The following is a 24,292-nucleotide window of genomic DNA, read 5'->3' on the forward strand; positions in this document are numbered from 1 at the left end:
CTGGCCGCGTCCCTCGGATCAGGCCGGATCGCCCGCCGGACCCCGCGCGCCCCGCATGATCCGAAAGACACGGGCTAGGCTCACATCCAGGCCCGCTCGGGGCCCGCTCGGGCAGTGGCGGCGAAGGCGACGTACGCGGGAGGCGGCGGGATGACAGTCCCGGGACGCAGGAGCAGTACCTTCATGCGGCTGCTGCGCAGCGGCTTCACCGACCCCTCGGCCGCGGCCAGGCTGCTCGACTCCGACGCGCTGGCCTCCGTACGCACCGATCCGGTGCTCCTCGACGCCCTCGGGGCCACCGCCGATCCGGACCTCGCCCTCCTCGGGCTCGTCCGCCTCGCCGAGGCGCAGAGCGAGGACGAGCGCCCCGTACTCCTCGACACCCTGGTCAGCGCGAAGCCGCTGCGCGACCGCCTCCTCGGCGTGCTCGGCGCCTCCGAGGCGCTCGCCGACCACCTCGCCCGCCACCCCCGCGACTGGCACGCCCTCGTGACGTACGAGGCCGCCGACCTGCACCCCGGGCTGGCCGAGTTCGAGCAGGGGCTCGCCCGGGCCCACGACCCCGTCGCCCTGCGCGTCGCCTACCGCCGCTGCCTGCTCTCCATCGCCGCCCGTGACGTCTGCGGCACCATCGACGTCGCCCAGACCGCCGCCGAGCTCGCCGACCTCGCCACCGCCACCCTCCGCGCCGCCCTGCGGATCGCCTCCGCCGCCGCCCCCGAGGACGCCGCCGCCTGCCGGCTCGCCGTCATCGCCATGGGCAAGTGCGGCGGCAACGAGCTCAATTACGTCTCCGACGTCGACGTCATCTTCGTCGGGGACGCGCCCCCCGGCGCCGACGAGGGCAAGGCCGTCCAGGCCGCCACCCGCCTCGCCTCCCACCTCATGCGGATCTGCTCCGAGACCACGGTCGAGGGCACGATCTGGCCCGTCGACGCCAACCTGCGCCCCGAGGGCCGCAACGGCCCCCTGGTCCGCACCCTCGCCTCCCACCTCGCCTACTACCAGCGCTGGGCCAAGACCTGGGAGTTCCAGGCCCTCCTCAAGGCCCGGGCCGTCGCCGGCGACCCGGCCCTCGGCGCCCAGTACATCGAGGCCATAACGCCGCTGGTCTGGCACGCCGCCGAGCGCGAGAACTTCGTCGCCGACGTCCAGAAGATGCGCCGCCGCGTCGTCGACAACATCCCCGCCGCCCAGGTCGACCGCGAGCTCAAGCTCGGCCCCGGCGGCCTGCGCGACGTCGAGTTCGCCGTCCAGCTGCTCCAGCTCGTCCACGGCCGCAGCGACGCCGGCCTGCACTCGGGCAGCACCCTCGACGCCCTGCACGCCCTGGCCGCCGGCGGTTACGTCGGCCGCACCGACGCCGCCCAGCTGAACGACGCGTACCGGTTCCTGCGCGCCATGGAGCACCGCATCCAGCTCCACCGGCTGCGCCGCACCCACCTCGTCCCCGAGGACGAGGCCGACCTGCGCCGCCTCGGCCGCTCGCTGGGTCTGCGCACCGAACCCGTCGCCGAGCTCAACAAGGCCTGGCGCCGCCACGCCTCGGTGGTCCGGCGCCTGCACGAGAAGCTCTTCTACCGGCCGCTGCTCGACGCCGTCGCCCAGCTGGCCCCCGGCGAGGCCCGGCTCTCCCCGCGCGCCGCCGGCCAGCGCCTCGAAGCCCTCGGCTACGCCGACCCGGCGTCGGCGCTGCGCCACCTCGAGGCCCTCGCCTCCGGCGTCACCCGCAAGGCCGCCATCCAGCGCACCCTGCTTCCGGTCATGCTCGGCTGGTTCGCCGACTCCGCCGATCCGGACGCCGGCCTGCTGAACTTCCGCAAGGTCTCCGACGCCCTCGGCAAGACCCCCTGGTACCTGCGGCTCCTGCGCGACGAGGGCGCCGCCGCCGAGAACCTGGCCCGCGTCCTGTCCGCCGGCCGGCTGGCCCCCGACCTGCTGATGCGCGCCCCCGAGGCCGTCGCCCTGCTCGGCGACCCCGGCGGGCTCTCCCCCCGTACCCACGAGGCCCTGGAGCAGGAGGTGCTCGCCGCCGTCGGGCGCGCCGAGAGCGCCGAGGCGGGGGTCGCGGCCGCCCGCGGAGTCCGGCGCCGCGAGCTGTTCCGTACGGCCGCCGCCGACATCATCCGCTCCTACGGTACGGAGGACCGCCCGGCCGAGGAGGACACCGGAGCCCTCGTCGACCGGGTCGGAGGAGCCGTCTCCGACCTCACCGCCGCCACCGTCGCCGGAGCCCTGCGCGCAGCCGTCCGCCACCACTGGGGCGAGACCCTGCCCACCCGCTTCGCGATCATCGGGGTCGGCCGCTTCGGCGGCCACGAGCTGGCCTACGGGTCCGACGCCGACGTCCTGTTCGTCCACGAACCCCGCGAGGGCGTCGACGAACAGGAGGCCGCGAAGGCCGCCCAGACCGTCATCGCCGAGATGCGCAGGCTGCTCCAACTCCCCACCGCCGACCCGCCGCTGCTCATCGACGCCGACCTGCGCCCGGAAGGCCGCTCCGGCCCGCTCGTACGGACCCTGTCCTCGTACGCCGCGTACTACCGGCGCTGGTCCCTGACCTGGGAGAGCCAGGCCCTGCTGCGCGCAGAACCGGTCGCGGGGGACGCCGACCTGGGGGCCCGCTTCATCGAGCTGATCGACCCGCTGCGCTACCCGGCGGAGGGCCTCGGCGAGGACGCCGTACGGGAGATCCGCCGGCTGAAGGCCCGCATGGAGTCCGAACGCCTCCCGCGCGGCGCCGACCCGACCCTGCACACGAAGCTGGGCCGCGGCGGCCTCAGCGACGTCGAGTGGACCGTCCAGCTGATCCAGATGCAGCACGCCTGGTCGGAGCCGGGCCTGCGCACCACCCGGACCCGCGAGGCCCTGGCCGCCGCCCACGCGGCCGGGCTGATCCCGACCGAGGAGGCGCAGATCCTCGACGAGGCCTGGGTACTGGCCACCCGCGTCCGCAACGCGGTGATGCTGGTCCGCGGCCGCGCCGGGGACACCTTCCCCTCGGAGGCCCGCGAACTGGGGGCCGTGGGCCGCTACCTGGGCTACCCGGAGGGCACGGCCGGCGAACTGCTCGACGACTACCGCCGCATCACCCGCCGCGCCCGCGCGGTCGTGGACGACCTGTTCTACGGGGCGTAGTTCGGCCCGGGTCCAGCCGGGGCTAGTGCACCGGCGGGTAGTACGGCTCGGGCTGCGGCCGGTTCTGGCAGTTGGCGTTGTTCCATTCGCGCTGGTAGGCCCTGTCGTACCCGGTCTTGAACGCGCTCTGCTTGGCGCTCGACACCTCGTTGGGGTTGGGCACCCACAGCGGGTAGTTCTTCGGGCGGCACTGCCGTCCGTCGTCCGCGCCGCGCGCTTCTCCCTGCCTGAGCCCCTCGCAGCGGGCGCGGGCCTTCTGGTCCGTGGAGACGTGCCCCGTGGAGTAGTCCCAGACCGTGCCGTCCAGCTTGCAGAGGGTCGCGGTCGGTGCGACGGAGACCCGGCCGGACGGGGGTTGCGCGGCGACGGCGGCCGGTCCGAGGGTGAGCGAGGCCGAGAGCGCGAGGCCTGTCAGAGCAAACAGTGGTGAGTAACGCATGACGTGCCTCCCCCACCAGTTCACCCCTGTGGGCGCGGCCCCGCCACTCGGCTACGCCGCGTGTGCGTCCGGGGGTGGGCAGTCGCGGCAGCGGCCCGGGACGGGGGAGCGGAAGGCGCGGTCGCAGCCGTCGCAGGTGCGCAGGGGGTGGATCTCGCGGTCGGGCGGTACGGTACGGGCCGCGCCGGGGTCGGGCAGCCGGGGCGGGAGCAGTTCCCGCAGGCGGTGGGCGAGCAGCGCGGCCGGGGAGTGGATGGCCGTCGTCGGCAGCGAGCGGGTCAGCGCGTCGGCGACGGCGCTCGGGGGCAGCCCGCGCTCCAGCCACACGGCCGCGGCGGGCGCCAGCCGTACGGTGTCCCGCTCGGACAGCACGAGCCGGGGATCGCGCAGCCGCAGCCGGGCGAGCAACTCGCGTGCCCGGAGCCCCGTTTCGGAGACGGCGGCCGGGGCGTGGTCCGGCTCGGGTTCGGGGTCCGGCTCGGGGTCCGGCTCGGGGGTCGGCGTCCGCTCGGCCGCGGTGGGCTCGGCGCGCCGTTCGCGCGCCGCTGCCGCCATCGCGGGCGGGTTGTTGTACGAGACCGTGCAGGTCACGATCCGGCCGGTGGGGAGCCGCTCGTGGTAGCGGGCCAGGTAGCCGTGCTCCTCCAGCTCGCGCAGGGTGGCCGCGATGCGGACTTCCCCCTCGGGGAAGCGTTCGGCGAGGGCCTTGATGGTGACCTTCGCGCCCGGCGGGAGGGACTGGATGTGCGTGGCCAGACCGATCGCGCCCATGCTCAACTCGCGGTGCTGGGCGAGGTGGTTGCCGATCTTGACGTAGCCGCGGCGGTGGTCGTGATTGATGTGCCGGATGCCCGACGAGACGCGCGAGGGCGCGCTAAACTGCTGGTCAGCCATGGAAGGGTAGTGCCTTCTCTTGGTCAGGCCCTCGGTCGGGATTGGCGTCCCGTACGAGGGCCGAATTGCGTTTATGGGGTTGTCGGGGGTTAGCGTGCCCGACGGATTGGCATATGCGCCAGCCGGGTTGGGGTGGTTCACCCGTCCGGGTGAGAGGGGAGGGGGAGGTGAGGAGAGGTCATTTCCCTCCGGTTGTTTGTCTTTAGACGTCGAGCGTCACCGGCTATCGCCCCACCGGAGCGTGGAAACCTCGATCCGGTGAAATCGGACTTTCCCGTTCTGGCGCCTCGTCGTGGCCATCCGTACGTAGCCTGAGGTGAGTTGCAGGCCAGCGGAGGTGGCAGTGAGCGCAGAGGGCACCGACGAGTCGAGCTGGGAACTCGACCCGGAGGACGAATCCGGGGCGGTCGTCGCGGCGGTGGGACGCCAGTTGAAAATGTGGCGCGAGGCAGCCGGATTCGACCGGTCCACTTTCGCTGAACGGATGGGTTACGGAGCGGACCTGACCCGCAAGATCGAGAGCGGTATCCGAATTCCGCGTCCGGAGTACCTGGACAAGGCGGACGGGGTTCTCGGGGCGGGCGGGAAGATCGCCGCGATGAAGACGGACGTCGAAAAGGCCCGTTACCCCAAGAAGGTGCGGGATCTGGCCAAGTTGGAATCGCAAGCGGTTGAGCTTGGTGCCTACGGGAACCACAACCTCCACGGACTGCTACAGACCGAGGAGTACGCGCGGGCGCTGTACGAGATCCGACGGCCGGCCTTCTCGTCGGACGAAGTGGAGCGTCACGTAGCCGCCCGGATGGCCCGGCAGGAGATCTTCCACCGACAGCCGTCGCCCGCGCTCACGTTCGTGCTAGAGCAGGTCACGCTTGAGCGCACGATCGGTGGACGGGACGTCCTGCGGCGGCAGTTGGAGCACCTGCTCGACGTCGGTCGACTCCGCAACGTTGAGATCCAGGTGATGCCGATGGACTGCGAGGATCACGCCGGAATGGGCGGGCAGATCGATGTCTTGAAGCTCGGGGATGGTTCTACGATCGGATACGTCGAGGCGCAGCTCATGAGTCGCCTGGTCACGGGTGCGAAAGAGATCCAGATCCTCGAACTCAGGTATGGGATCATCCGTTCACAGGCCCTCAACCCACGACAGTCGAGAGCCTTCATCGAGAAAGTGCTGGGAGAGACATGAGCATCAAGCCCTCGGTCGGCGACCCTTCCGCACTGGATTGGGTGAAGAGCAGCTACAGCCCGAGCAGCAGCAACGACTGCGTCGAAGTCGCCTGGACCAAGAGCAGCTACAGCGCGAGCGACAGCAACGACTGCGTCGAGGTCGCCCGTACCCCCGGCACCGTCCTCGTCCGGGACTCCAAGCAGCCCGACGGCGGACGGCTGGCCGTCGCGCCCGCCGCCTGGGACGGGTTCGTCACCTACGCCGCCGCGTGAGAAGCACGGGTTCGGCCGTCGAGGCCGTGTACCGGTACCGGCGGCCGGGCCCCGAGCGCTGGGACGCCGTCGTCACGGCAGCCTGCGGCGACACGCGCCACCAGTGGGACGCCGCCAAGGCGGTGGCCCAGGCCGGGCCCGCCGTCGCCGTGCACGCCAACCGGATCGCCAAGGCCCTCGACGAGCGGACCGAGCACCGGGACGAACTCGCCTCCGCCCTGGCCGGGGTGGGTGACCTCCGGGCGCTGCCCGCTCTGCGGCGCCGCGTGCAGGGCAGCCGCTTCCCGACCTACCGCATACAGGTCCGCGTCCTGGCCGCACTGCCCGCCGCGGAGCTGCTCCCGACGACGCGGGCAGTACTGCGCCCGGATCCGCTGAAGTACCACGCGAGCACCTCCATCCTCGAACTCCTCGCGCAATGGGGCCCGGACTCCGCGCCCGCCGTCCCCGAGGTGCTCCCGTACCTGGAGAGCCCCTACGCCCACGACGCCCTGCGCGTCCTGGGCCGGATCGGCCCGGCCGCCGCCGTCGCCGCCGACCGGCTGGCCGGCTTCGCCACGGGCCGCGCTCCGAAGGCGGCACGCCACCACCGGCGGCTGGCCGCCTGGGCGCACTGGAGGGCCACCGGCGACCCGGCGCTCGCCCTCGACGTGTGCGGGGCGGCCGTGCGGTCCGGGACCGCCAGCCACGGCCTGCCCTTCCTCGCCGACCTCGGACCCCTGGCCGCCGCCCACGCGGACACCGTGCGCGGTCTGATGGAATCGCCCGGCGCGTGGACCCGCGTCGCCGCGGCGTACGCGTGCGCGCGGATCACCGGGGACCCGGAGCCCGCCGTGGCGGTGCTGCTGGCCGAGGTGGACCCCGGCTGGACCGGTAACCCGGCCCTGCCGACCCGCGAGGCCGTCCGCCGGCTCGGCGGGATCGGCGCGCCCGCTGCCGCCGCGGCGCCCCTGCTGCGCCGGATCCTGGCGGCGCAGGAGCGGCTGGGCCACCCGTACGAGAACGTCCGGATCCTGGCCGACGAGGCCTACGTCCGCACCCTCGCCGAGGCCCTCGAACGGATCGGCGCGAGCACGGCCGGCCCGGCGCCGGAGCCCTCGCCCGCCGCCCGGCGCGGGGTGCTGGAGCGTTGGCCGGGCCCGCGCGCAGCGCGCACCCGCTGACCGGCCGACCCCTCAGCCCGCTTCGCCCCGCACCAAGCGCGCGTACGTCAGGAACGCGGCCAGGCCCACGTCGAAGGCGGCGTCCGCGCGGCCCGGGCCGACGGCCGCCAGGGCGTCCGCGAGCAGCGGGGTGTCGGCGGACGGCTCCCACATCGCCTCGGGAGCGGCCAGGTCCAGGGCCGAGCCGAGGACCAGGTTCTCCAGCGCCGTCAACAGCGGCATGACCCGCTCGCGGGTGAACCCCGCCGCCAGCAGCATGCCGACCGCCCGCTCGTACTGCGCCAGCACCCGCGGGGCACGCACCGGCGTGGTCATGAGCAGCGGGATGGCCCGCGGCGAGGCCGCGAAGGCGGCCCGGTACGAGCGGGCCCAGGCCTCCAGGGCCCGGTCCCACGGCTCCAGGTCCAGGGACCCGTCCGCGATCCGGTCGCACACGAGCTCGCGCACCAGCTCCACCACCCCCGCCCGGCCGTCCACGTGGTGATACACCGACGCCGTCTGCACGCCGAGCTCCCGGGCGATCTGCGGGACGCTGAACTCGCCCTGCTCCTCGACGAGTTGCAGGGCGGTCGCGGCGATCCGCTCCCTGTCGAGGAGGGGGGTGCGCGGCCGTGCCATCGGTTTTCTCCCGCCGTGAGGTCTTCCCGTACGCCAAAACCGGAGGCTACATTGCCGCGAACCGAAGAACCGAAAGCCTTTAGGTTTCGGTCTCCCGAAGGGTGTACCGCCGCATGCCCGAAACGCCGGAACGGCCTGAACCGCCGACCGACAGACCCGCCCTGCGCCGCGCGGCGCTCGGCACCGCCGACATCTCCTTCTTCGTCGTCTCCGCCGCCGCCCCCCTCACCGTCATGGCCGGGGTGGCCCCCGTCGCGATCCTGCTCGGCGGGATCGGCGCCCCCGCCGGGTACCTCCTCGCGGGCCTCACCCTCGCCGTGTTCGCGGTCGGGTTCACCACCATGAGCCGCCACGTCCGCAGCGGCGGCGCCTTCTACGCGTACATCACCCGCGGCCTCGGCAAGCGCGTCGGCATCGGCGCGGCGCTGCTCGCCCTGGTCGGCTACAACGGCATGGAGATCGGGGTCTACGGCCTCCTCGGCACCACCACCGCCGACACCGCCCACGCCCTCGGCGGCTTCGACGTCCCCTGGCTGCCCGTCTCCCTCGCCGGCCTCGCCCTCATCTGGTACGGCGGCTTCCGCTCGATCGACTTCGGCGCCAAGGTGCTCGGCGTCCTGCTCGTCGCCGAGACCGGGATACTCGTCCTGCTCGCCGGAGGCGTCCTCCTGGAGGGCGGCGCCCACGGGCTCTCCGCCGGCTCCTTCGCCCCCGGCGCGGTCCTCGTCCCCGGCACCGCCGCCGTGCTCGCCTTCGCCTTCGCCGCGTTCACCGGCTTCGAGTCCACCGTCATCTACCGCCGCGAGGCCCGCGACCCCGACCGGACCATCCCGCGCGCCACCTACATCGCCGTCGCCTTCCTCGGCCTCTTCTACGCCTTCATCGTCTGGACCGTCATCCAGGCCTTCGGCGCCGAGGAGGTCGTGGCGGCCGCCGCCGAGGACCCCGGCGGCCTCTTCTTCGCCGCGATCACCACGTACGTCGGCCCCTGGGCGGCCGACCTCATGCACCTGTTCATCGTCACCAGCGTCATCGCCTCCCTCCTCGCCTTCCACAACGCCATCAACCGCTACGCGCTCGCCCTGGCCGAGGAGGGCGTACTGCCCGCGGCCCTCGGCCGGGTCCATCCGCGCCACCGCTCCCCGTACCTCGCCGGGCTCGCCCAGACCGCCCTCGGCGCAGTGATCGTGCTCGCCTTCGCGCTGGCCGGGGCCGACCCGTACCAGCAGCTGCTGCTCTGGGTGAACACGCCCGGCATGATCGGGCTCATGGCGCTGATGCTGCTCGCCGCGATCGCCGTACCCGTCTACTTCCGGCGCACCGCGCACACCGAAGGCCCCTGGCGGACCGTGGTCGCGCCGATCGCCGCCGCCGTGCTGCTGGCCGTCGCGATCTGCCTGGTCGTCTCCAAGGTGGGCCTGTTCACCATGGCCTCCACCGCCGTGAACACCGTCCTCGTCGCCCTCGTCCCCGCCGTGTTCCTGGCCGGGCTCGCGCTCGCGCAGCGCCTGAAGACCCGCCGCCCCGAGACCTACGCCCGTTTCGCCGCCGAGCCCGCAACCGACGTACCCGAAGGAGAAGAGCCGTGCCCGCTGCCGACACCGTCCTCACCGGAGCCCGCGTCCGCACCCTCGACCCCGGCCGCCCCGAGGCCCGCGCGGTAGCCGTCCGCGGCGGCGAGATCCTCGCCGTCGGCGACGAGGCCGACGTGCGCGACTGGCGCGGCCCCGCCACGGAGGTGGTCGACCTCGGCGGCGCGACCCTCACACCCGGCCTCACCGACGCCCACAGCCACCCCGTCTGGGGCATCGAGATGGCCACCGGCACCGACCTCTCGGCCGTCCGCGACCTCGACCAGCTCCGGGCCGCCCTGCGCACCGCGCCCCGCCTCGGCGGCTGGGTCCTCGGCCACGGCCTCGACCACAACGCCTTCGGCGGCCGCCCCGTCGACAAAGCCCTGGTCGAGGAGGCCCTGGCCGGCGCCCCCGCCTTCCTGCGCCTGTACGACGGCCACTCCGCGCTCGCCTCCGGCGCGGCCCTGGCCGCCGCGGGCATCACCGGCCCGCGCGCGTTCGACCAGCGCTCGGAGATCGTCTGCGGCCCGGACGGCCGCCCCACCGGCCACCTCGTCGAGCACGCGGCGATGGCCCTGGTCGGCGCCCTCGCCCCGAAGCCCGCGGCCGCCGAGCGGCGCACCCGGCTCACCGCGCTGCTCGCCGAGATGGCCGCCACCGGCCTCACCGGGGCCCACGTGATGGACCTCGGCGACGGCGACGTACCGGCCCTGCTCGCGGGCGTCGAGTACGACGGGGACCTGCCGCTGCGGCTGAACCTGGCGCCCTGGTGCATGCCGGGCGCCACCCCCGGGGACCTGGCGGAGCTCATCGAACTCCAGGGGCTGCGCGGCCGCCACTGGCAGGTCGGCGGCGTCAAGTTCTTCATGGACGGCACCGTCGAGGGCGGCACCGCCTGGCTGGAGCACGCCGACTGCCACGGCCGGGGCACCGACGCCTTCTGGCCCGATCCCGAGGCCTACTCGGCAGCCGTACGGACCCTGGACGCGGCCGGGGTGCGCACCGCGACCCACGCCATCGGCGACGCGGCGGTCCGCCACGTCCTCGACACGGTGGCCTCGCTGGGCCCCCAGGCCCGGATGCGGCACCGGATCGAGCACATCGAGACCGTCCCCGACGACCAGCTGAAGCGGTTCGCGGAGCTCGGGGTGATCGCCTCGATGCAGCCGCCGCACACCGCGTACACCCGGGCCGACCACAGCGACGAGTGGTCGAAACGGCTGGGACCGGACCGGGCGGGGAGGGCCTGGCGCTGCCGGGACCTGCGCGACGCGGGGGCCGCGCTGGCCCTGGGCTCCGACTGGCCCATCGCCCACCACGACGCCCGCCGGGTGCTGGCCGTCGCCCGCAGCCCGCTGGGCGCGGCCGCCGCGGGGCCCGCCCTGACCGGGCTGATGGCACTGGAGGGCATGACCTCGCACGCGGCGCTCGCGGCGGGGGAGCAGCGGGTGGCCGGCCGGATCGCGGCCGGCTTCCGGGCGGACCTGACGGCCTTCACCCTCGACCCGGTGGACACCGCCCCGGACGAGCTGGCCGAGGCCCCGATCCGGCTCACGATGTCGGGCGGCCGCATCACGTACGGCGGGCACCCCCGGTAGCGCCGGTCAGACGTGCAGGAGGCTCTGCGGGAGGTAGGCCGAGGTGACGCCGAGCCGCCAGCCGTGCACCTGGACGGCCAGCGCGGCCAAGGCGATCGTGCCGGCGGGGAAGAGGGAGCGGGCGGGCGCGTCGGGGCCCGCGCCCTCGCGGAGCCCGGCGAGGTTCCCGGCCAGGGCGCGTTCGAAGGCCGGCTGGTCGTCGTCGAGGAGGACGCGCAGCAGCCGCTGGTCCGCGGTGAGCACACCGAAGTCGTCCAGCCGGCGGGCGGCCGCGGCACGCTCGGCGGCGTCGGGCTTGCGCAGGGTCGCGTCCGGCCAGTCCCGCGGGAGGTGCCCGGCCGCCGGCGCGAGGTAGAGGCACAGCGCGTCCATCTCGGCGAGCTCGGCCGGGTCGGAATGCGAGTCGAGCGGCGAGTACGGCACTCCGTCGTGCAGGGCGGGCGCGTAGTCGCCCCGCAGCAGCAGCCCGATCGCCCGGTTCCGTTCCCGCACCAGCCCGCAGGCAACGGACAGCGCGAAGGCGTCCAGCCAGGTCCGGGCCGTGGGCGCCTGGTCGACGGCGTCGCCGAAGGAGAGGTCCGTGCTGCTGAGCTCCTCGTGGAGGAGCGGGAACGGCACCTCGAAATCGCCGTTCGGGAAGCAGCCGAGGTCGAGCTCCCCGAGTGCGCATTCGGCGGCCGTCAGCAGCGCGCGGCGTGCGACGGCTCCGGTCAGGCCGGGGTCCGCCAGCGTCCGTGCGCCGACGTGGTCGAGGAGGTCGTCGCGGGTCTCGTGGAGCCCCTTCAGGGACAGCCCGCCGCCGTACCGCAGCCGGTACCAGTGGTCGTAGGCCCGTCCCGGCCCGTCTTCCAGGGCCTCGGATATCCGGTGCTCGCCGACCTCGTGCCGCTCCACGTCCTGCACGCCGCCTCCTTGATCGTTCCTACTGGCGAGGCGCACGCTAACAACATCCACTGACAATGCGAGCCGCGAGCCGCGGACCCGACGCGGCCCGGCCGGCGGGAGCGGCTCAGGCCCTGCGGAACCGGTTCAGCAGGGCCGACGTCGCCGGATGCGGTCCCGTCTCCTCGGGCTCGCGCGGCAGCCGGTGCGGCAGCGATCCGTACCAGCCGCGCGAGACCGTGTAGCCGAACGCGAGGCAGAGCATGCCGCCGGCGGCGTCCAGCCAGAAGTGGTTGGCGGTGGCCACGATGACCACGAGGGTGGCAACCGGGTAGAGCAGGCCGAGGATCCGGGCCCACGGGGCGGAGGCGACCGCGAAGATCGTCAGTCCGCACCAGAGCGACCACCCTATGTGCATCGAGGGCATGGCCGCGTACTGGTTCGACATGTGCTTGAGGTTGCCGGAGGCCATCGAGCCCCAGGTGTGGTGGACCAGCACCGTGTCCACGAAGCTCTGCCCGTTCATCAGCCGCGGCGGCGCGAGCGGGTAGAAGTAGTAGCCGAGCAGGGCCACGCCCGTGGTGGCGAAGAGGACCATGCGCGTGGCCGCGTAGCGCCCCGGATGGAAGCGGTAGATCCACACCAGGACGCCGATGGTCACGACGAAGTGGAGCGTGGCGTAGTAGTAGTTCATGCCGACGATCAGCCACGTCACCGAGTTGACGGCGTGGTTGACCGACTGCTCCACCGCGATGCCGAGGGTGCGTTCGAGGTCCCACAGCCAGTCGGCGTTCGCGAGGGCGTCCGCCTTCTGTTCCGGCACCGCGTTGCGGATGAGCGAGTAGGTCCAGTAACTGACCCCGATGAGCAGGATCTCGAACCAGATCCGCGGCCGGCGCGGGGCGCGCAGCCGGGACAGGAGAGCGCGCTGAGTCCCCGGACGGGCATCACTCTCGGTCACGTGGGGTGACAAGGTTTCCGTCCGGGTTTCCAGTGTCTTCACGCTCGATTCACCCATGGGGAAAGAGTCTGCCAGATGGCTTCTCGCCTTCGATCATCCCTCGGGACGGTCTCGGGCGCAGCGGCTCAGCCCTGGGGAGTAGACGGTCCCCTACGTTGCCGCGGACCGGAGGCGGTGGACCCGCGCACCACCAGCTCGGGCAGGAAGACGAACTCGCTGTGCGGGGCCGGCGTACCGCCGATCTCCTCCAGGAGGGTGCGGACCGCGGCCTGCCCCATGGCCTGCACCGGCTGCCGGATGGTGGTGAGCGGCGGGTCCGTGAACGCTATGAGCGGGGAGTCGTCGAAACCGACGACGGAGACGTCCTGCGGCACGCGCAGACCCTGCTGGCGGGCCGCCCGGATCGCCCCGAGCGCCATCATGTCGCTGGCGCACACGATGGCGGTGCAGCCGCGCGCGATGAGGGCGGCGGCCGCCGCCTGCCCGCCCTCCAGCGTGTACAGCGAATGCTGGACGAGTTCCTCGACCTCGGCCTCGTCGAGGCCGAGCCGCTCCTTCATCCCGAGCCGGAAGCCCTCGATCTTGCGCAGTACGGGCACGAACCGCTTGGGGCCGACCGCGAGTCCGATCCGGGTGTGCCCGAGCGCGGTCAGGTGGGTCACGGCGAGCTGCATCGCGGCGCGGTCGTCGGGGGAGACGAAGGGGGCCTGCACCTTGTCGGAGAACCCGTTGATGAGGACGTACGGGACGCCCTGCCCGCGGAGTTGGTCGTAGCGGCCCATGTCGGCCGTGGTGTCGGCGTGCAGTCCGGAGACGAAGATGATGCCGGAGACCCCGCGGTCGACCAGCATCTCGGTGAGCTCGTCCTCGGTGGATCCGCCGGGCGTCTGCGTGGCCAGCACCGGGGTGTACCCCTGCCGGGTCAGCGCCTGGCCGATGACCTGCGCGAGCGCCGGGAAGATGGGGTTGTCCAGCTCGGGGGTTATCAGGCCGACGAGCCCCGCGCTGCGCTGGCGCAGCCGCACCGGGCGCTCGTAGCCGAGGACGTCGAGTGCGGCCAGCACCGATTCACGGGTGCCCGCGGCCACACCGGGCTTGCCGTTGAGCACGCGGCTGACTGTGGCTTCGCTGACCCCCGCCTGGGCTGCGATGTCGGCTAGCCGTGCGGTCACGGGATTGGACTGTACCGGTCCCGGGCTCACAGTGCCCACCACGTGCACGCATCGGCCGGCAGCAGTACGGTCCGGCCGTCCGTCTCCACCGGTGCGCTGGAGAGTACGGGGCGTCCGGGCGAGGCCAGTTCGAGCGGCTCGGGGCGGCTGTTGAGGGTGCAGGCGAACCCGGGGCGGGTGAAGAGGAGCACGCCCTCGGGCGCGGGCAGCCAGGTCAGGGGGCCCGCGTCGGGGGAGCCGAGGCCGGGCAGCGCGCGGCGCAGCTCCAGGGCGGCGCGGTACAGCTCCAGGGTGGAGTGGGGGTCGCCGGTCTGGGCGGCGACGCTGAGCGGGGCCCAGTCGGCGGGCTGCGGGAGCCAGCTGCCGGCCGGCCCGAAACCGTACGGGGGCCGCTCGCCGGACCAGGGCAGCGGGATCCGGCAGCCGTCGCGCAGACCGTCCTGTCCGGCGGAGCGCAGGAAGGCGGGGTCCTGGCGCACGGCATCGGGCAGGTCGGCGACCTCGGGCAGGCCGAGCTCCTCGCCCTGGTAGAGGTACGCGGACCCGGGCAGGGCGAGCATCAGCAGCGCGGCGGCCCGGGCGCGGGCCAGGCCCTGGGCGCCGCCCCCGTACCGCGTGACATGGCGTACGACGTCGTGGTTGGACAGCACCCAGGTGGTGGGGGCTCCGACGGAGGCGGTGGCGGCCAGGGACTCGTCGATGACGGTGCGCATCGCGCGGGTGTCCCACGGGCAGTTCAGGAAGCGGAAATTGAAGGCCTGGTGCAGCTCGTCGGGGCGGACGTACAGGGCGAGCCGCTCGGAGGTCGGCGCCCAGGCCTCGGCGACGCCGATGCGCGGGCCCTCGTAGGAGTCGAGGAGCCGCCGCCAGGAGCGGTGGATCGCGTGGACCCCGTCCTGGTCGAAGAAGGGGAGCGGCTCGGTCCCGATCAGGGTGGCCTGGGCGCCGCGGCCGATGTCGGGCAGGCCGGGGGCCTTGACCATGCCGTGCGCGACGTCGATGCGGAACCCGTCGACGCCGAGGTCGAGCCAGAAGCGCAGGACGGAGGCGAACTCCTCCGCGACCTCGGGGTGCTCCCAGTTCAGGTCGGGCTGCTCGGGCGCGAAGAGGTGCAGGTACCAGGCGCCGTCGGGGGTCCGGGTCCAGGCGGGGCCGCCGAAGACGGACTCCCAGTCGTTGGGCGGGCGCTCCCCGCCGGGGCCGCGGCCGGGGCGGAAGTGGTAGCGGGCCCGGGCCTCGCCCGCGGGGTGGGCGAGGGCCTCGCGGAACCAGGCGTGCCGCTCGGAGGTGTGGTTGGGCACGACGTCCACGATGACCCGCAGGCCGAGCGCGTGGGCGGCCCGGACGAGCTCGTCGGCGTCGGAGAGGTCCCCGAAGAGGGGGTCGACGGCCCGGTAGTCGGCGACGTCGTAGCCGCCGTCGGCCTGCGGGGAGACGTAGAAGGGGGTGAGCCACACGGCGTCGACCCCGAGCCGGGCCAGGTGGGGCAGGCGCGCGCGCACCCCCTGGAGGTCTCCGATGCCGTCGCCGTCGCTGTCCGCGAAGGACCGTACGTACACCTGGTAGATGACGGCATCGCGCCACCAGCCGCCGCTTGCGGTGACCTTGCTGGAAGCGCTTGCAAGCCGGGAGGCGGTCAGCTCATGGGTCATATAGGGGTCAACGCGCGCACATGCCCCCTGGTTGCGGGCCTGATGCCCCGAAGGAAGTTCGAACAACCAGCAAGCGGCGGCAACCGTCAGGACACACGGATGTAACGATCGGCCCAGCTTGCAGAAAATTGCCGCAAGCTCTTTCGGACGGCTTTCAGGCTTGTTACGTTCCCTGCAACTCGGGACCGCGAGGGCGCGGCCGGGATCATCGAAGGAGTTCATATGCGGCGTGGCATAGCGGCCACCGCGCTGGTCGCGACCCTGGCGCTCGCGGCGACGGCTTGCGGTGGGGACGACAAGGGCGCGGCCGGCGAGACCAAGGCAGGCGGCGAGCTTTCCGGCACGGTCACGTGGTGGGACACCTCGAACGACGCCGAGAAGGCCAGCTTCCAGAAGATCGCCGAGGCGTTCACCGCGAAGCACCCGAAGGTCACCGTCAAGTACGTCAACGTTCCGTACGGCGACGCGCAGAACAAGGTCAAGAACGCCTTCAGCAGCGGTTCCGAAGCCCCCGACGTGATCCGTGCCGACGTCGGCTGGGTCGCGGACTTCGCCTCGCTCGGCTACCTCGACGAGGTCCCGGCCGAGACGGCGAAGAAGGTCGACGCCGAGTTCCTGCCGCAGGCCGCGGCCAGCGGCAAGTACGAGGGCAAGACCTACGCCGTCCCGCAGGTCATCGACACCCTCGGCCTCTTCTACAACAAGAAGATGCTCGCCGACGCCGGCGTCCAGCCCCCCAAGACCCTGGAGGAGCTGAAGACCGCCGCCGCCGCGATCAAGGCGAAGAGCGGCAAGGCCGGCCTCTACCTGCGCGGCGACGACTCGTACTGGTTCCTCCCGCTCATCTACGGCGAGGGCGGCGACCTCGTCGACGCGAAGAACAAGACGGTCACCGTCGACAACCCGGCGGGCGTCAAGGCGTTCAAGACCGCCCGCGACCTGGTCACCTCGGGTGCGGCGATCACCAACGCCACCGACGGCTGGACCAACATGCAGACCGCCTTCAAGTCGGGCGAAGCCGCGATGATGATCAACGGTCCGTGGGCCGTCGCCGACACCTACGCCGGCGACCAGTTCAAGGACAAGGCCAACCTCGGCGTCGCCGCCGTCCCGGCCGGCTCCGCCAAGGCCGGTGCCCCGCAGGGCGGCCACGACCTCGCCGTCTACGCCGGTTCCAAGAACCGCGCCGCCGCGCACGCCTTCGTCGAGTACATGACCTCGCAGGACGTGCAGGTGCAGTCCACCAAGGAGCTCAGCCTGCTCCCGACCCGGACCGCCGCGTACGAGCAGCCGGACGTCAAGTCCAGCGAGATGGTCCAGTTCTTCAAGCCGGCCGTGGACAAGGCCGTCGAGCGCGCCTGGATCCCGGAGAACGGCTCGCTCTTCGAGCCGCTGAAGGTCGAGTACACCAAGGCGATCACGGGGGCCGCGAGCCCGGAGGACGCGGCCAAGTCGGCCGGCGTCGAGTTCCGCAAGATCCTCAAGGGCTGGAAGTAGAAAAGACGATGGCTGCTCACACCAGCCAGTCGGTGGCGAAGGCCGCGGGCGGCGACGGGGAAGACCCCGTCGCGGCCCGCGGCCGGAGCCGCAGGACTGACACCGCAACCGCCCGGAACGACGGTGGCGTCAGGCGTGCCCTCGCCACCCACTGGTACGCCTGGGCCATGATCACCCCGGTGGTGCTCGTCCTCGGCGTGATCATCGGCTGGCCGCTCGCCCGCGGCATCTACCTGTCGCTGACCGACGCCAACGAGCGCAACGTCGGCCGTACGATCGGCGCCAACCACATCGAGGCCACGTACACGTTCGTCGGCCTCGACAACTACGCCGCCGTCCTGGCCGACCCGGTGTTCCTGCAGCGGCTGGTGTGGACGGTGGTGTGGACCGTCCTGTGCGTGTCGATCACCTTCACGCTCGGACTGGCCCTGGCCAACATGCTGAACCGGGAGTTCCGGGGCCGCGCCGCCTACCGGATGGCGCTCATCCTGCCCTGGGCCGTTCCCGGCTTCGTCTCCGTCTTCGCCTGGCGGTTCCTGTTCAACCGCGACAGCGGCATCCTGAACAAGATCCTCGACGGGGGCGGCATTTCGGCGATCCCGTGGCTCGACGACCCGACGTGGGCGAAGTTCTCCGTCGTCGCCGTCAACGTCTGGCTCGGCGTCCCCTTCATGATGGTCGCCCTGCTCGGCGGGCTGCAGTCGATCCCCGGCGAGCTGTACGAGGCCGCCGAGATGGACGGGGCCACGGCCTGGCAGCGGTTCCGGCACATCACCCTGCCCGGGCTGCGCACGGTGAGCATGACGGTGATCCTGCTCTCCACCATCTGGACCTTCAACATGTTCCCGGTGATCTTCCTGCTGACGCGGGGCGGACCGGGGGACTCCACCGAGATCCTGGTGACCCAGGCGTTCCGGGAGGCCTTCGTGTCCAGCCCGCGCGACTTCGCGGGCTCCGCCACCTGGGGCGTGCTCATCCTCGCCCTGCTCATGATCTTCGCGCTGGTCTACCGGCGCTCGCTGCGCAAGCAGGGAGAGGTGTGGTGACCGTGACGACGACCGACGTACCCGCGATCAAGCAGGGCACGAGCAAGCAGGACCCGAGCAGGCAGGGCGTGCGCAAGAGGGGCCAGCGCTCCCCGCTCGCCTCCGCCGGACTGCACGTCACCCTGATCGTGGCGTCCGTGATCGCCGTCTTCCCGGTGCTGTGGGTCCTGCTGACCTCCATCAAGCCCGCGAAGCACGCCATCTCCACGGACTTCGTGAAGGAACCGACCCTCGACAACTACCGCTACCTGGTGGAGTCGACCTCCTTCTTCACCTGGTTCGGCAACTCCGTGCTCGTCGCCGGCATCACCACCGTCCTCGGTGTGTTCATCGCCGCCACGACCGGGTACGCCGTCAGCCGGTTCAAGTTCCCCGGCATGAAGCCGCTGATGTGGACCCTGCTCATCACGCAGATGTTCCCGATGGCCATCCTGATCGTCCCGCTCTACAACCTCATGGGACAGCTGGGACTGCTCAACCAGCCGCTCGGGCTGATCATCACGTACCTCACCATCGCCGTGCCGTTCTGCGCCTGGATGATGAAGGGCTTCTTCGACACCATCCCGGTCGAGATCGACGAATCCGGCCGCGTGGACGGACTCAACCCCTTCGGCACCTTCTGGCGCCTGATCCTGCCGCTGGCCAAGCCCGGCCTCGCCGTCACCGGCTTCTACTCGTTCATCACCGCCTGGGGCGAGGTCGCGTACGCCTCCGCCTTCATGGTCGGCGACGAGCACCTCACCCTCGCCGGGGGCCTGCAGACCTTCGTCACGCAGTACACCTCCAACTGGGGTGCGATGAGCGCCGCCTCGGTCCTCATCGCCATCCCGGCGGCCATCTTCTTCCTCTTCGCCCAGCGTCACCTCGTCGCCGGGATGACGGCAGGCGCGACCAAGGGCTGACACCCCTCTCGCGACCCAGGGCCGACCACCCTGCCTGCCCCCTCTCACCCCGGCCCGATCTCTCCAAGGACGACATGACCCAGCACCTCGCCGACGCACTGACTTCGGACAGTGGCCTTCCCACCACCACCGGCACCCGGCCCGGCTGGTGGAGAGAAGCGGTGATCTACCAGGTCTATCCGCGCAGCTTCGCCGACTCCAACGGGGACGGCATGGGGGACCTCGAAGGCATCCGCAGCCGTCTGCCCTACCTCAAGGAGCTGGGCGTCGACGCCGTCTGGCTCAGCCCCTTCTACGCCTCCCCGCAGGCCGACGCCGGCTACGACGTCGCCGACTACCGGGCCATCGACCCCATGTTCGGCACCCTGCACGACGCCGACGCCGTGATCCGCGAAGCCCACGGACTGGGCCTGCGCATCATCGTGGACCTCGTCCCGAACCACTGCTCCGACCAGCACGAATGGTTCAAGCAGGCGCTTCGGGAAGGCCCCGGCACCCCGCTGCGCGAGCGCTTCCACTTCCGGCCGGGGCAGGGGGCCGACGGGGAACTGCCGCCCAACGACTGGGAGTCGATCTTCGGCGGTCCGGCGTGGACCCGGGTGGCCGACGGGGAGTGGTACCTGCACCTCTTCGCCCCCGAGCAGCCCGACTTCAACTGGGAGCACCCGGCCGTCCAGGACGAGTTCCGCTCCATCCTGCGGTTCTGGCTCGACCTCGGCGCCGACGGCTTCCGCATCGACGTGGCCCACGGCCTGGTGAAGGCCCCCGGCCTGCCCGACCTCGGGCGCGACGAGCAGCTCAAGCTGCTCGGCAACCAGGTGCTCCCCTTCTTCGACCAGGACGGGGTCCACGAGATCTACCGCTCCTGGCGGAAGGTGCTCGACGAGTACGCGGGCGACCGCATCGGCGTCGCCGAGGCCTGGACCCCGAGCGCGGACCGCACGGCCCTGTACCTGCGCCCCGACGAGCTGCACCAGGCGTTCAACTTCCACTACCTGAGCACCGGCTGGGACGCACCGGCGCTGCGCGCCACCATCGACGAGTCGCTCGACTCGATGCGGCCCGTCGGCGCCCCCACCACCTGGGTGCTGTCCAACCACGACGTGGTCCGCCACCGCACCCGCTTCGGCAGCCTGGAGCGGGCCCGCGCCGCCGCGCTGCTGATGCTGGCCCTGCCCGGGTCGGCGTACGTCTACCAGGGCGAGGAGCTCGGCCTGCCGGAGGTCGTGGACCTCCCCGACGAGGTGCGCCAGGACCCCTCCTTCTTCAAGGCGAACGGCCAGGACGGACTCCGCGACGGCTGCCGCGTGCCGATCCCGTGGTCGGGCGACCAGGCCCCGTACGGCTTCGGCGAAGGCGGCAGCTGGCTGCCGCAGCCGGCCGAGTGGGCCGGACTGAGCGTCGAGGCCCAGACCGGCGACCCGGGCTCCACCCTGGAGCTGTACCGGGCGGCGCTGCGGATCCGCCGGGAGCGCGGCGACCTTGGCGCGGGCGACGCGGTGGAGTGGCTGGAGGCGCCCGAGGGCGTACTGGCCTTCCGGCGCGGGGACTTCGTCTGCACGGTCAACACGACGCAGGAGCCGGTCCGCATGCCCGCCCCGGGGACGGTGCTGCTGGCGAGCGGCGACGTGACGGACCCCGGGGTCCTCGGGGCCGACACGGCGGTGTGGTGGAAGGGGTGACCTCCCCGCTCCGGCTGACGGACATCGCCGCGCAGGCCCAGGTCAGCGAGGCGACGGTCAGCCGTGTGCTCAACGGCAAGGCGGGCGTGGCGGCCGGCACCCGGCACAAGGTGCTGGCCGCCATGGACCTGCTGGGCTACGAGCGCCCCGTACGGCTCAAGCGCCGCAGCAACGGCCTGGTGGGGCTGCTGATCCCGGAGCTCACCAACCCCATCTTCCCGGCGTTCGCGCAGGTCATCGAGCAGGCGCTGGCCGGTCACGGGTACACGCCGGTGCTGTGTACGCAGACGCCGGGCGGGGCCACCGAGGACGAGCTGGTGGAGCAGCTGGAGGAGCGGGGGGTCACGGGGATCGTCTTCCTGTCGGGCCTGCACGCGGACGCGTCGCTGGACCCGTCCCGCTACCAGCGCCTGTCGTCGCGGGGGATCCCCTTCGTCCTGATCAACGGCTTCAACGAGCACGTCAACGCCCCCTTCATCTCGCCGGACGACCGGGCGGCCGCGGACATGGCGGTACGCCACCTCGCGGACCTGGGCCACCGGCGGATCGGCCTGGCCATAGGGCCGACGCGGTACGTCCCGTCGGCGCGCAAGGAGGCGGGGTTCAAGGCGGCGGTGCCGGAGGCGGAGGAGGAGGGCCGGATCCAGCGGACGCTGTTCACGGTGGAGGGCGGCCACGCGGCGGGCGGGGCCCTGCTGGACCGGGGCTGCACGGGCATCGTGTGCGGCAGTGACCCCATGGCGCTCGGCGTGATCCGCGCGGCGAGGGAGCGCGGCCTGCGCGTCCCGGAGGACGTGTCGGTCGTCGGCTTCGACGACTCCCCCCTGATCGCCTTCACGGACCCGCCGCTGACGACGATCCGCCAGCCGGTCCGCGCCATGGCCACGGCGGCGGTCGGAGCCCTCCTGGAGGCGGTGGCCGGAACCCCCGTCCAGCGCACGGAGTACGTCTTCCAGCCGGAGCTGGTGGTGAGGGGCTCGACGGCCCAGGTCCCGCAGGACTGAACGGTCTCGGTGCCGGCCCCCGGCACGCCGCAGGGGCGGCCCGACGGTGACGTCGGCCGCCCCTGCGGTGCGGGCCGGGGGTCAGGCGCCGAGGTGGTGGCCCTTCAGCCACTCCTTCTCGCTGCTCTTCTCGCAGGACGAGTTGTAGACCGGGCCGGCGAACGCGGGCAGGTTGTGCGGCACCGCGGCGAACGTGGAGCAGTTCGACGACTTGGCCGCGTGGCCGCCGCCGAAGTAGTCGATGTCGACTCCGTCGGCCAGGGCGGCGCCGGCGCCGCCGAGCAGGATGCCTGCAGCCAGGACGGACGCGGTGACAGCGGAACGAATGCGCATGACTCCCCTAAGGATCATCGGAAGGACGCGCTGTTCGGTCCGCGCGTCGGCCGGTCCAACCGTCCATGGGCGCCGCTGGGAACGGGCGTTCACTCCAATGCCCGCAGCTGTATCGTTTCGACACTCTGCGCCCCTTTTCGCGCCCCCCGGCCGCTCACGGGGTGCGCGGCCCGCGGGCGACGACCGGGCGGATGGCGCCACCGAAGCCGCAGCGCGTCCCGCGCCCGCCGCCGGCGTGCTCGACCCCGGGAGCGCCCCTCACCTCGCAGGCCCCGAACCGGGCCGCCACCCGCGCCGTCGCGAACGACCAGCCGTCGTTCCGTTCATCGATCACGCACGGGAGCATGCCACCACCGACCGGGCGGCCCGCGACCGGGCCGGGACCGCTTCACCGGCCGGCTCGCGGGCGGGCGGTGGTGTCAACGGGCCTACGGGGCAAGCCCGTCCGGCAGGACACGCCCCGGAAACAATTCTGCAATCTCTTGCGCAAACTCTTGCAGCGCTCTTACCTGGCCCCTACGGTCTCTGCAATCCCCACCTCTCCCGCCAGGAGGCCCCCCGCATGCCTGCCAGAGCCGTCAGAGCTGCAACTCTTTTCACCTCGACCGCCCTCGCCGCCGGCGCCCTCCTCACCGGCCCGGCGCCGCAGGCCGCCGCCGCGGCGCCCGGCGACAAGGACGTCACCGCCGTCCTCTTCGAGTGGCGCTTCGACTCCGTCGCCAAGGCATGCACCGATGCGCTCGGGCCCGCCGGATACGGGTACGTCCAGGTCTCGCCGCCCCAGGAGCACATCCAGGGCCCCCAGTGGTGGACCTCGTACCAGCCCGTCAGCTACAAGATCGCCGGCCGGCTCGGCGACCGCGCCTCGTTCAAGGCCATGGTCGACACCTGCCACGCCGCCGGGGTGAAGGTCGTCGCCGACTCCGTGATCAACCACATGGCCGCCGGCGACGGCGTGGGGACCGGAGGGTCCTCGTACACGAAGTACGGCTACCCCGGCATCTATTCGGGCTCCGACATGGACGACTGCCGGGCGACCATCTCCAACTACCGGGACCGGGCCGACATCCAGAACTGCGAGCTCGTACAGCTCGCCGATCTCGACACCGGCGAGGACCACGTACGCGGGCGCATCGCCGGGTACCTGGGCGACCTGCTGTCCCTGGGCGTCGACGGCTTCCGCATCGACGCCGCCAAGCACATGCCCGCCGCCGACCTCGCCGCCATCAAGTCCCGGCTGGCGAATCCTTCCGTCTACTGGAAGCAGGAGGCGATATACGGGGCCGGCGAGGCCGTCTCGCCCTCCGAGTACCTCGGCAACGGCGACGTGCAGGAGTTCCGCTACGCCCGGGACCTCAAGCGGGTCTTCCAGAACGAGAACCTCGCCTACCTCAAGAACTTCGGCGAGGCCTGGGGGTACATGCCGAGCGGGCAGTCCGCCGTCTTCGTCGACAACCACGACACCGAGCGCGGCGGCGACACCCTCAACTACAAGGACGGCTCCGCCTACACCCTCGCCAGCGTCTTCATGCTGGCGTGGCCGTACGGATCCCCCGACGTGCACTCCGGGTACGAGTGGACCGACAAGGACGCAGGCCCGCCGAACGGCGGCTCGGTCGGAGCCTGTTACGCCGACGGGTGGAAGTGCCAGCACGCCTGGCGGGAGATCTCCTCCATGGTCGGCTTCCGCAACGCCGCCCGCGGCCAGGCCGTCACCAACTGGTGGGACAACGGAGCCGACCAGATCGCCTTCGGGCGCGGGGCCAAGGCGTACGTCGCCATCAACCACGAGGGCGCGGCCCTCACCCGGACCTTCCAGAGCTCGCTCCCGGCCGGCGACTACTGCGACGTCCAGAGCGGGCGCACCGTCACCGTGAACTCCGCCGGGCAGTTCACCGCCACCCTCGGGGCCGGTACGGCCCTCGCCCTGCACGTGGGCGCCCGTACGTGCGCAGGCGGCGGGACCACGCCGCCGCCGGCGGCCGCGGGCGCCTCGTTCGCCGTCAACGCCACCACCACCCCCGGGCAGAACATCTACGTCACCGGCGACCGCGCCGAGCTCGGCGGCTGGAACACCGGCAGTGCCCTCAAGCTCGACCCGGCGGCCTACCCCGTCTGGAAGCTGGACGTCGCCCTCCCGGCCGGGACCGCGTTCTCGTACAAGTACGTGCGCAAGGACGCCGCCGGGAACGTCACCTGGGAGAGCGGCGCCGACCGCACCGCGACCGTCCCGGCGAGCGGCAGGGCCGTGCTCAACGACACCTGGCGCAACTGACCCCCACGCCCCCCAC

General features: G+C 72.5%; 21 protein-coding genes. 12 read left to right on the top strand and 9 right to left on the bottom strand.

All coding sequences use genetic code 11. From position 1 onward, the window contains the following. The first annotated feature begins 150 nt into the window (after positions 1-150). Positions 151-3,138, top strand: coding sequence for a bifunctional [glutamine synthetase] adenylyltransferase/[glutamine synthetase]-adenylyl-L-tyrosine phosphorylase (locus ACFY1T_RS06615; protein ID WP_390787237.1), 2,988 nt, complete (start codon positions 151-153; stop codon positions 3,136-3,138). Positions 3,139-3,160: 22 nt separating this feature from the next. On the opposite strand, the gene ACFY1T_RS06620 is transcribed toward ACFY1T_RS06615, so the two are convergent. Both ACFY1T_RS06620 and ACFY1T_RS06625 read right to left on the bottom strand, forming a co-directional pair. Then, positions 3,161-3,577 carry a hypothetical protein gene (locus tag ACFY1T_RS06620; RefSeq protein ID WP_390787238.1) on the bottom strand — a complete coding sequence of 139 codons (417 nt, stop codon included), beginning with the start codon at positions 3,575-3,577 and terminating at the stop codon, positions 3,161-3,163. 51 nt (positions 3,578-3,628) lie between these two features. Further along, positions 3,629-4,471, bottom strand: a complete 843-nt coding sequence (locus tag ACFY1T_RS06625) for a helix-turn-helix domain-containing protein (protein WP_390787239.1) — start codon at positions 4,469-4,471, stop codon at positions 3,629-3,631. 343 nt (positions 4,472-4,814) lie between these two features. Here ACFY1T_RS06625 and ACFY1T_RS06630 point away from each other — a divergent pair, with 343 nt between their 5' ends. The 3 genes from ACFY1T_RS06630 to ACFY1T_RS06640 are packed head-to-tail and all read left to right on the top strand — an operon-like array spanning position 4,815 to position 7,080. Next, on the top strand, positions 4,815-5,663 hold the full coding sequence (locus ACFY1T_RS06630; RefSeq protein WP_390787240.1) for a Scr1 family TA system antitoxin-like transcriptional regulator: 849 nt from the start codon (positions 4,815-4,817) through the stop codon (positions 5,661-5,663). Beyond that, positions 5,660-5,917, top strand: a complete 258-nt coding sequence (locus tag ACFY1T_RS06635; protein WP_390787241.1) for a DUF397 domain-containing protein — start codon at positions 5,660-5,662, stop codon at positions 5,915-5,917. The genes ACFY1T_RS06630 and ACFY1T_RS06635 overlap by 4 nt, the downstream gene beginning before the upstream one ends. Further along, the gene (locus tag ACFY1T_RS06640) at positions 5,914-7,080 is read left to right on the top strand and encodes a hypothetical protein (protein ID WP_390787242.1); all 1,167 of its coding nucleotides are present in this window, start codon (positions 5,914-5,916) and stop codon (positions 7,078-7,080) included. The genes ACFY1T_RS06635 and ACFY1T_RS06640 overlap by 4 nt, the downstream gene beginning before the upstream one ends. A 12-nt stretch (positions 7,081-7,092) precedes the next feature. Here ACFY1T_RS06640 and ACFY1T_RS06645 read toward each other — a convergent pair whose 3' ends face one another. After that, a complete protein-coding gene (locus ACFY1T_RS06645; RefSeq protein ID WP_390787243.1) occupies positions 7,093-7,698 on the bottom strand; it encodes a TetR/AcrR family transcriptional regulator in 606 nt (201 codons plus the stop codon). 113 nt (positions 7,699-7,811) lie between these two features. Between ACFY1T_RS06645 and ACFY1T_RS06650 the strand changes: the two genes are divergently transcribed. Together ACFY1T_RS06650 and ACFY1T_RS06655 are read left to right on the top strand one after the other, a co-directional pair. Next, positions 7,812-9,362: an APC family permease gene (locus ACFY1T_RS06650; protein ID WP_390787244.1), complete on the top strand. Its 1,551-nt coding sequence runs from the start codon at positions 7,812-7,814 to the stop codon at positions 9,360-9,362. After that, a complete protein-coding gene (locus tag ACFY1T_RS06655; protein ID WP_390787245.1) occupies positions 9,284-10,870 on the top strand; it encodes an amidohydrolase in 1,587 nt (528 codons plus the stop codon). The genes ACFY1T_RS06650 and ACFY1T_RS06655 overlap by 79 nt, the downstream gene beginning before the upstream one ends. A 6-nt stretch (positions 10,871-10,876) precedes the next feature. On the opposite strand, the gene ACFY1T_RS06660 is transcribed toward ACFY1T_RS06655, so the two are convergent. The 4 genes from ACFY1T_RS06660 to ACFY1T_RS06675 form a co-directional block, all read right to left on the bottom strand. Continuing rightward, positions 10,877-11,773 (bottom strand): immunity 49 family protein, encoded by an 897-nt coding sequence (locus ACFY1T_RS06660; protein WP_390787246.1) that lies wholly within the window; start codon positions 11,771-11,773, stop codon positions 10,877-10,879. Between the two features lie 106 nt (positions 11,774-11,879). Then, complete coding sequence (locus ACFY1T_RS06665) at positions 11,880-12,770, bottom strand: phosphatase PAP2 family protein (RefSeq protein ID WP_390787247.1); 891 nt, start codon at positions 12,768-12,770, stop codon at positions 11,880-11,882. A 68-nt stretch (positions 12,771-12,838) separates the two neighbouring features. Beyond that, positions 12,839-13,885 (bottom strand): LacI family DNA-binding transcriptional regulator, encoded by a 1,047-nt coding sequence (locus tag ACFY1T_RS06670; protein ID WP_390787248.1) that lies wholly within the window; start codon positions 13,883-13,885, stop codon positions 12,839-12,841. A gap of 26 nt (positions 13,886-13,911) precedes the next feature. Then, complete coding sequence (locus ACFY1T_RS06675; protein WP_390787249.1) at positions 13,912-15,537, bottom strand: glycoside hydrolase family 13 protein; 1,626 nt, start codon at positions 15,535-15,537, stop codon at positions 13,912-13,914. A gap of 222 nt (positions 15,538-15,759) precedes the next feature. Between ACFY1T_RS06675 and ACFY1T_RS06680 the strand changes: the two genes are divergently transcribed. The 5 genes from ACFY1T_RS06680 (at position 15,760) to ACFY1T_RS06700 (ending at position 21,668) form a co-directional block, all read left to right on the top strand. Next, positions 15,760-17,034 (top strand): extracellular solute-binding protein, encoded by a 1,275-nt coding sequence (locus tag ACFY1T_RS06680; RefSeq protein ID WP_390787250.1) that lies wholly within the window; start codon positions 15,760-15,762, stop codon positions 17,032-17,034. A gap of 8 nt (positions 17,035-17,042) precedes the next feature. Further along, a complete protein-coding gene (locus tag ACFY1T_RS06685; protein ID WP_390787251.1) occupies positions 17,043-18,080 on the top strand; it encodes a carbohydrate ABC transporter permease in 1,038 nt (345 codons plus the stop codon). Between the two features lie 26 nt (positions 18,081-18,106). Continuing rightward, positions 18,107-18,982 (top strand): sugar ABC transporter permease, encoded by an 876-nt coding sequence (locus ACFY1T_RS06690; protein WP_390787436.1) that lies wholly within the window; start codon positions 18,107-18,109, stop codon positions 18,980-18,982. 74 nt (positions 18,983-19,056) lie between these two features. After that, on the top strand, positions 19,057-20,664 hold the full coding sequence (locus ACFY1T_RS06695; protein ID WP_390787252.1) for a glycoside hydrolase family 13 protein: 1,608 nt from the start codon (positions 19,057-19,059) through the stop codon (positions 20,662-20,664). Beyond that, positions 20,649-21,668, top strand: a complete 1,020-nt coding sequence (locus ACFY1T_RS06700; RefSeq protein ID WP_390787253.1) for a LacI family DNA-binding transcriptional regulator — start codon at positions 20,649-20,651, stop codon at positions 21,666-21,668. Before ACFY1T_RS06695 ends, ACFY1T_RS06700 begins: the two co-directional genes overlap by 16 nt. A gap of 81 nt (positions 21,669-21,749) precedes the next feature. On the opposite strand, the gene ACFY1T_RS06705 is transcribed toward ACFY1T_RS06700, so the two are convergent. Both ACFY1T_RS06705 and ACFY1T_RS06710 read right to left on the bottom strand, forming a co-directional pair. After that, a complete protein-coding gene (locus ACFY1T_RS06705) occupies positions 21,750-22,001 on the bottom strand; it encodes a hypothetical protein (RefSeq protein WP_229340233.1) in 252 nt (83 codons plus the stop codon). A 154-nt stretch (positions 22,002-22,155) separates the two neighbouring features. Further along, positions 22,156-22,335, bottom strand: a complete 180-nt coding sequence (locus tag ACFY1T_RS06710; protein WP_390787254.1) for a hypothetical protein — start codon at positions 22,333-22,335, stop codon at positions 22,156-22,158. Positions 22,336-22,563: 228 nt separating this feature from the next. On the opposite strand from ACFY1T_RS06710, the gene ACFY1T_RS06715 reads away from it, so the two are divergent. Continuing rightward, the gene (locus ACFY1T_RS06715; RefSeq protein WP_390787255.1) at positions 22,564-24,276 is read left to right on the top strand and encodes a carbohydrate-binding module family 20 domain-containing protein; all 1,713 of its coding nucleotides are present in this window, start codon (positions 22,564-22,566) and stop codon (positions 24,274-24,276) included. Positions 24,277-24,292: the final 16 nt, after the last annotated feature.

The sequence above is a fragment of the Streptomyces sp. NPDC001194 genome (genome assembly GCF_042896985.1).
Classification (GTDB): Bacteria; Actinomycetota; Actinomycetes; order Streptomycetales; family Streptomycetaceae; genus Streptomyces.

What these genes read in the sequence shown, in the direction of transcription:
- ACFY1T_RS06675 (WP_390787249.1), bottom strand. Translation starts at nt 15,537, where the DNA reads ATGACCCATGAGCTGACCGCCTCCCGGCTTGCAAGCGCTTCCAGCAAG.
- ACFY1T_RS06635 (WP_390787241.1), top strand. Translation starts at nt 5,660, where the DNA reads ATGAGCATCAAGCCCTCGGTCGGCGACCCTTCCGCACTGGATTGGGTG.
- ACFY1T_RS06680 (WP_390787250.1), top strand. Translation starts at nt 15,760, where the DNA reads ATGCGGCGTGGCATAGCGGCCACCGCGCTGGTCGCGACCCTGGCGCTC.
- ACFY1T_RS06645 (WP_390787243.1), bottom strand. Translation starts at nt 7,698, where the DNA reads ATGGCACGGCCGCGCACCCCCCTCCTCGACAGGGAGCGGATCGCCGCG.
- ACFY1T_RS06620 (WP_390787238.1), bottom strand. Translation starts at nt 3,577, where the DNA reads ATGCGTTACTCACCACTGTTTGCTCTGACAGGCCTCGCGCTCTCGGCC.
- ACFY1T_RS06665 (WP_390787247.1), bottom strand. Translation starts at nt 12,770, where the DNA reads ATGGGTGAATCGAGCGTGAAGACACTGGAAACCCGGACGGAAACCTTG.
- ACFY1T_RS06625 (WP_390787239.1), bottom strand. Translation starts at nt 4,471, where the DNA reads ATGGCTGACCAGCAGTTTAGCGCGCCCTCGCGCGTCTCGTCGGGCATC.
- ACFY1T_RS06615 (WP_390787237.1), top strand. Translation starts at nt 151, where the DNA reads ATGACAGTCCCGGGACGCAGGAGCAGTACCTTCATGCGGCTGCTGCGC.
- ACFY1T_RS06695 (WP_390787252.1), top strand. Translation starts at nt 19,057, where the DNA reads ATGACCCAGCACCTCGCCGACGCACTGACTTCGGACAGTGGCCTTCCC.
- ACFY1T_RS06685 (WP_390787251.1), top strand. Translation starts at nt 17,043, where the DNA reads ATGGCTGCTCACACCAGCCAGTCGGTGGCGAAGGCCGCGGGCGGCGAC.
- ACFY1T_RS06705 (WP_229340233.1), bottom strand. Translation starts at nt 22,001, where the DNA reads ATGCGCATTCGTTCCGCTGTCACCGCGTCCGTCCTGGCTGCAGGCATC.
- ACFY1T_RS06715 (WP_390787255.1), top strand. Translation starts at nt 22,564, where the DNA reads ATGCCTGCCAGAGCCGTCAGAGCTGCAACTCTTTTCACCTCGACCGCC.
- ACFY1T_RS06650 (WP_390787244.1), top strand. Translation starts at nt 7,812, where the DNA reads ATGCCCGAAACGCCGGAACGGCCTGAACCGCCGACCGACAGACCCGCC.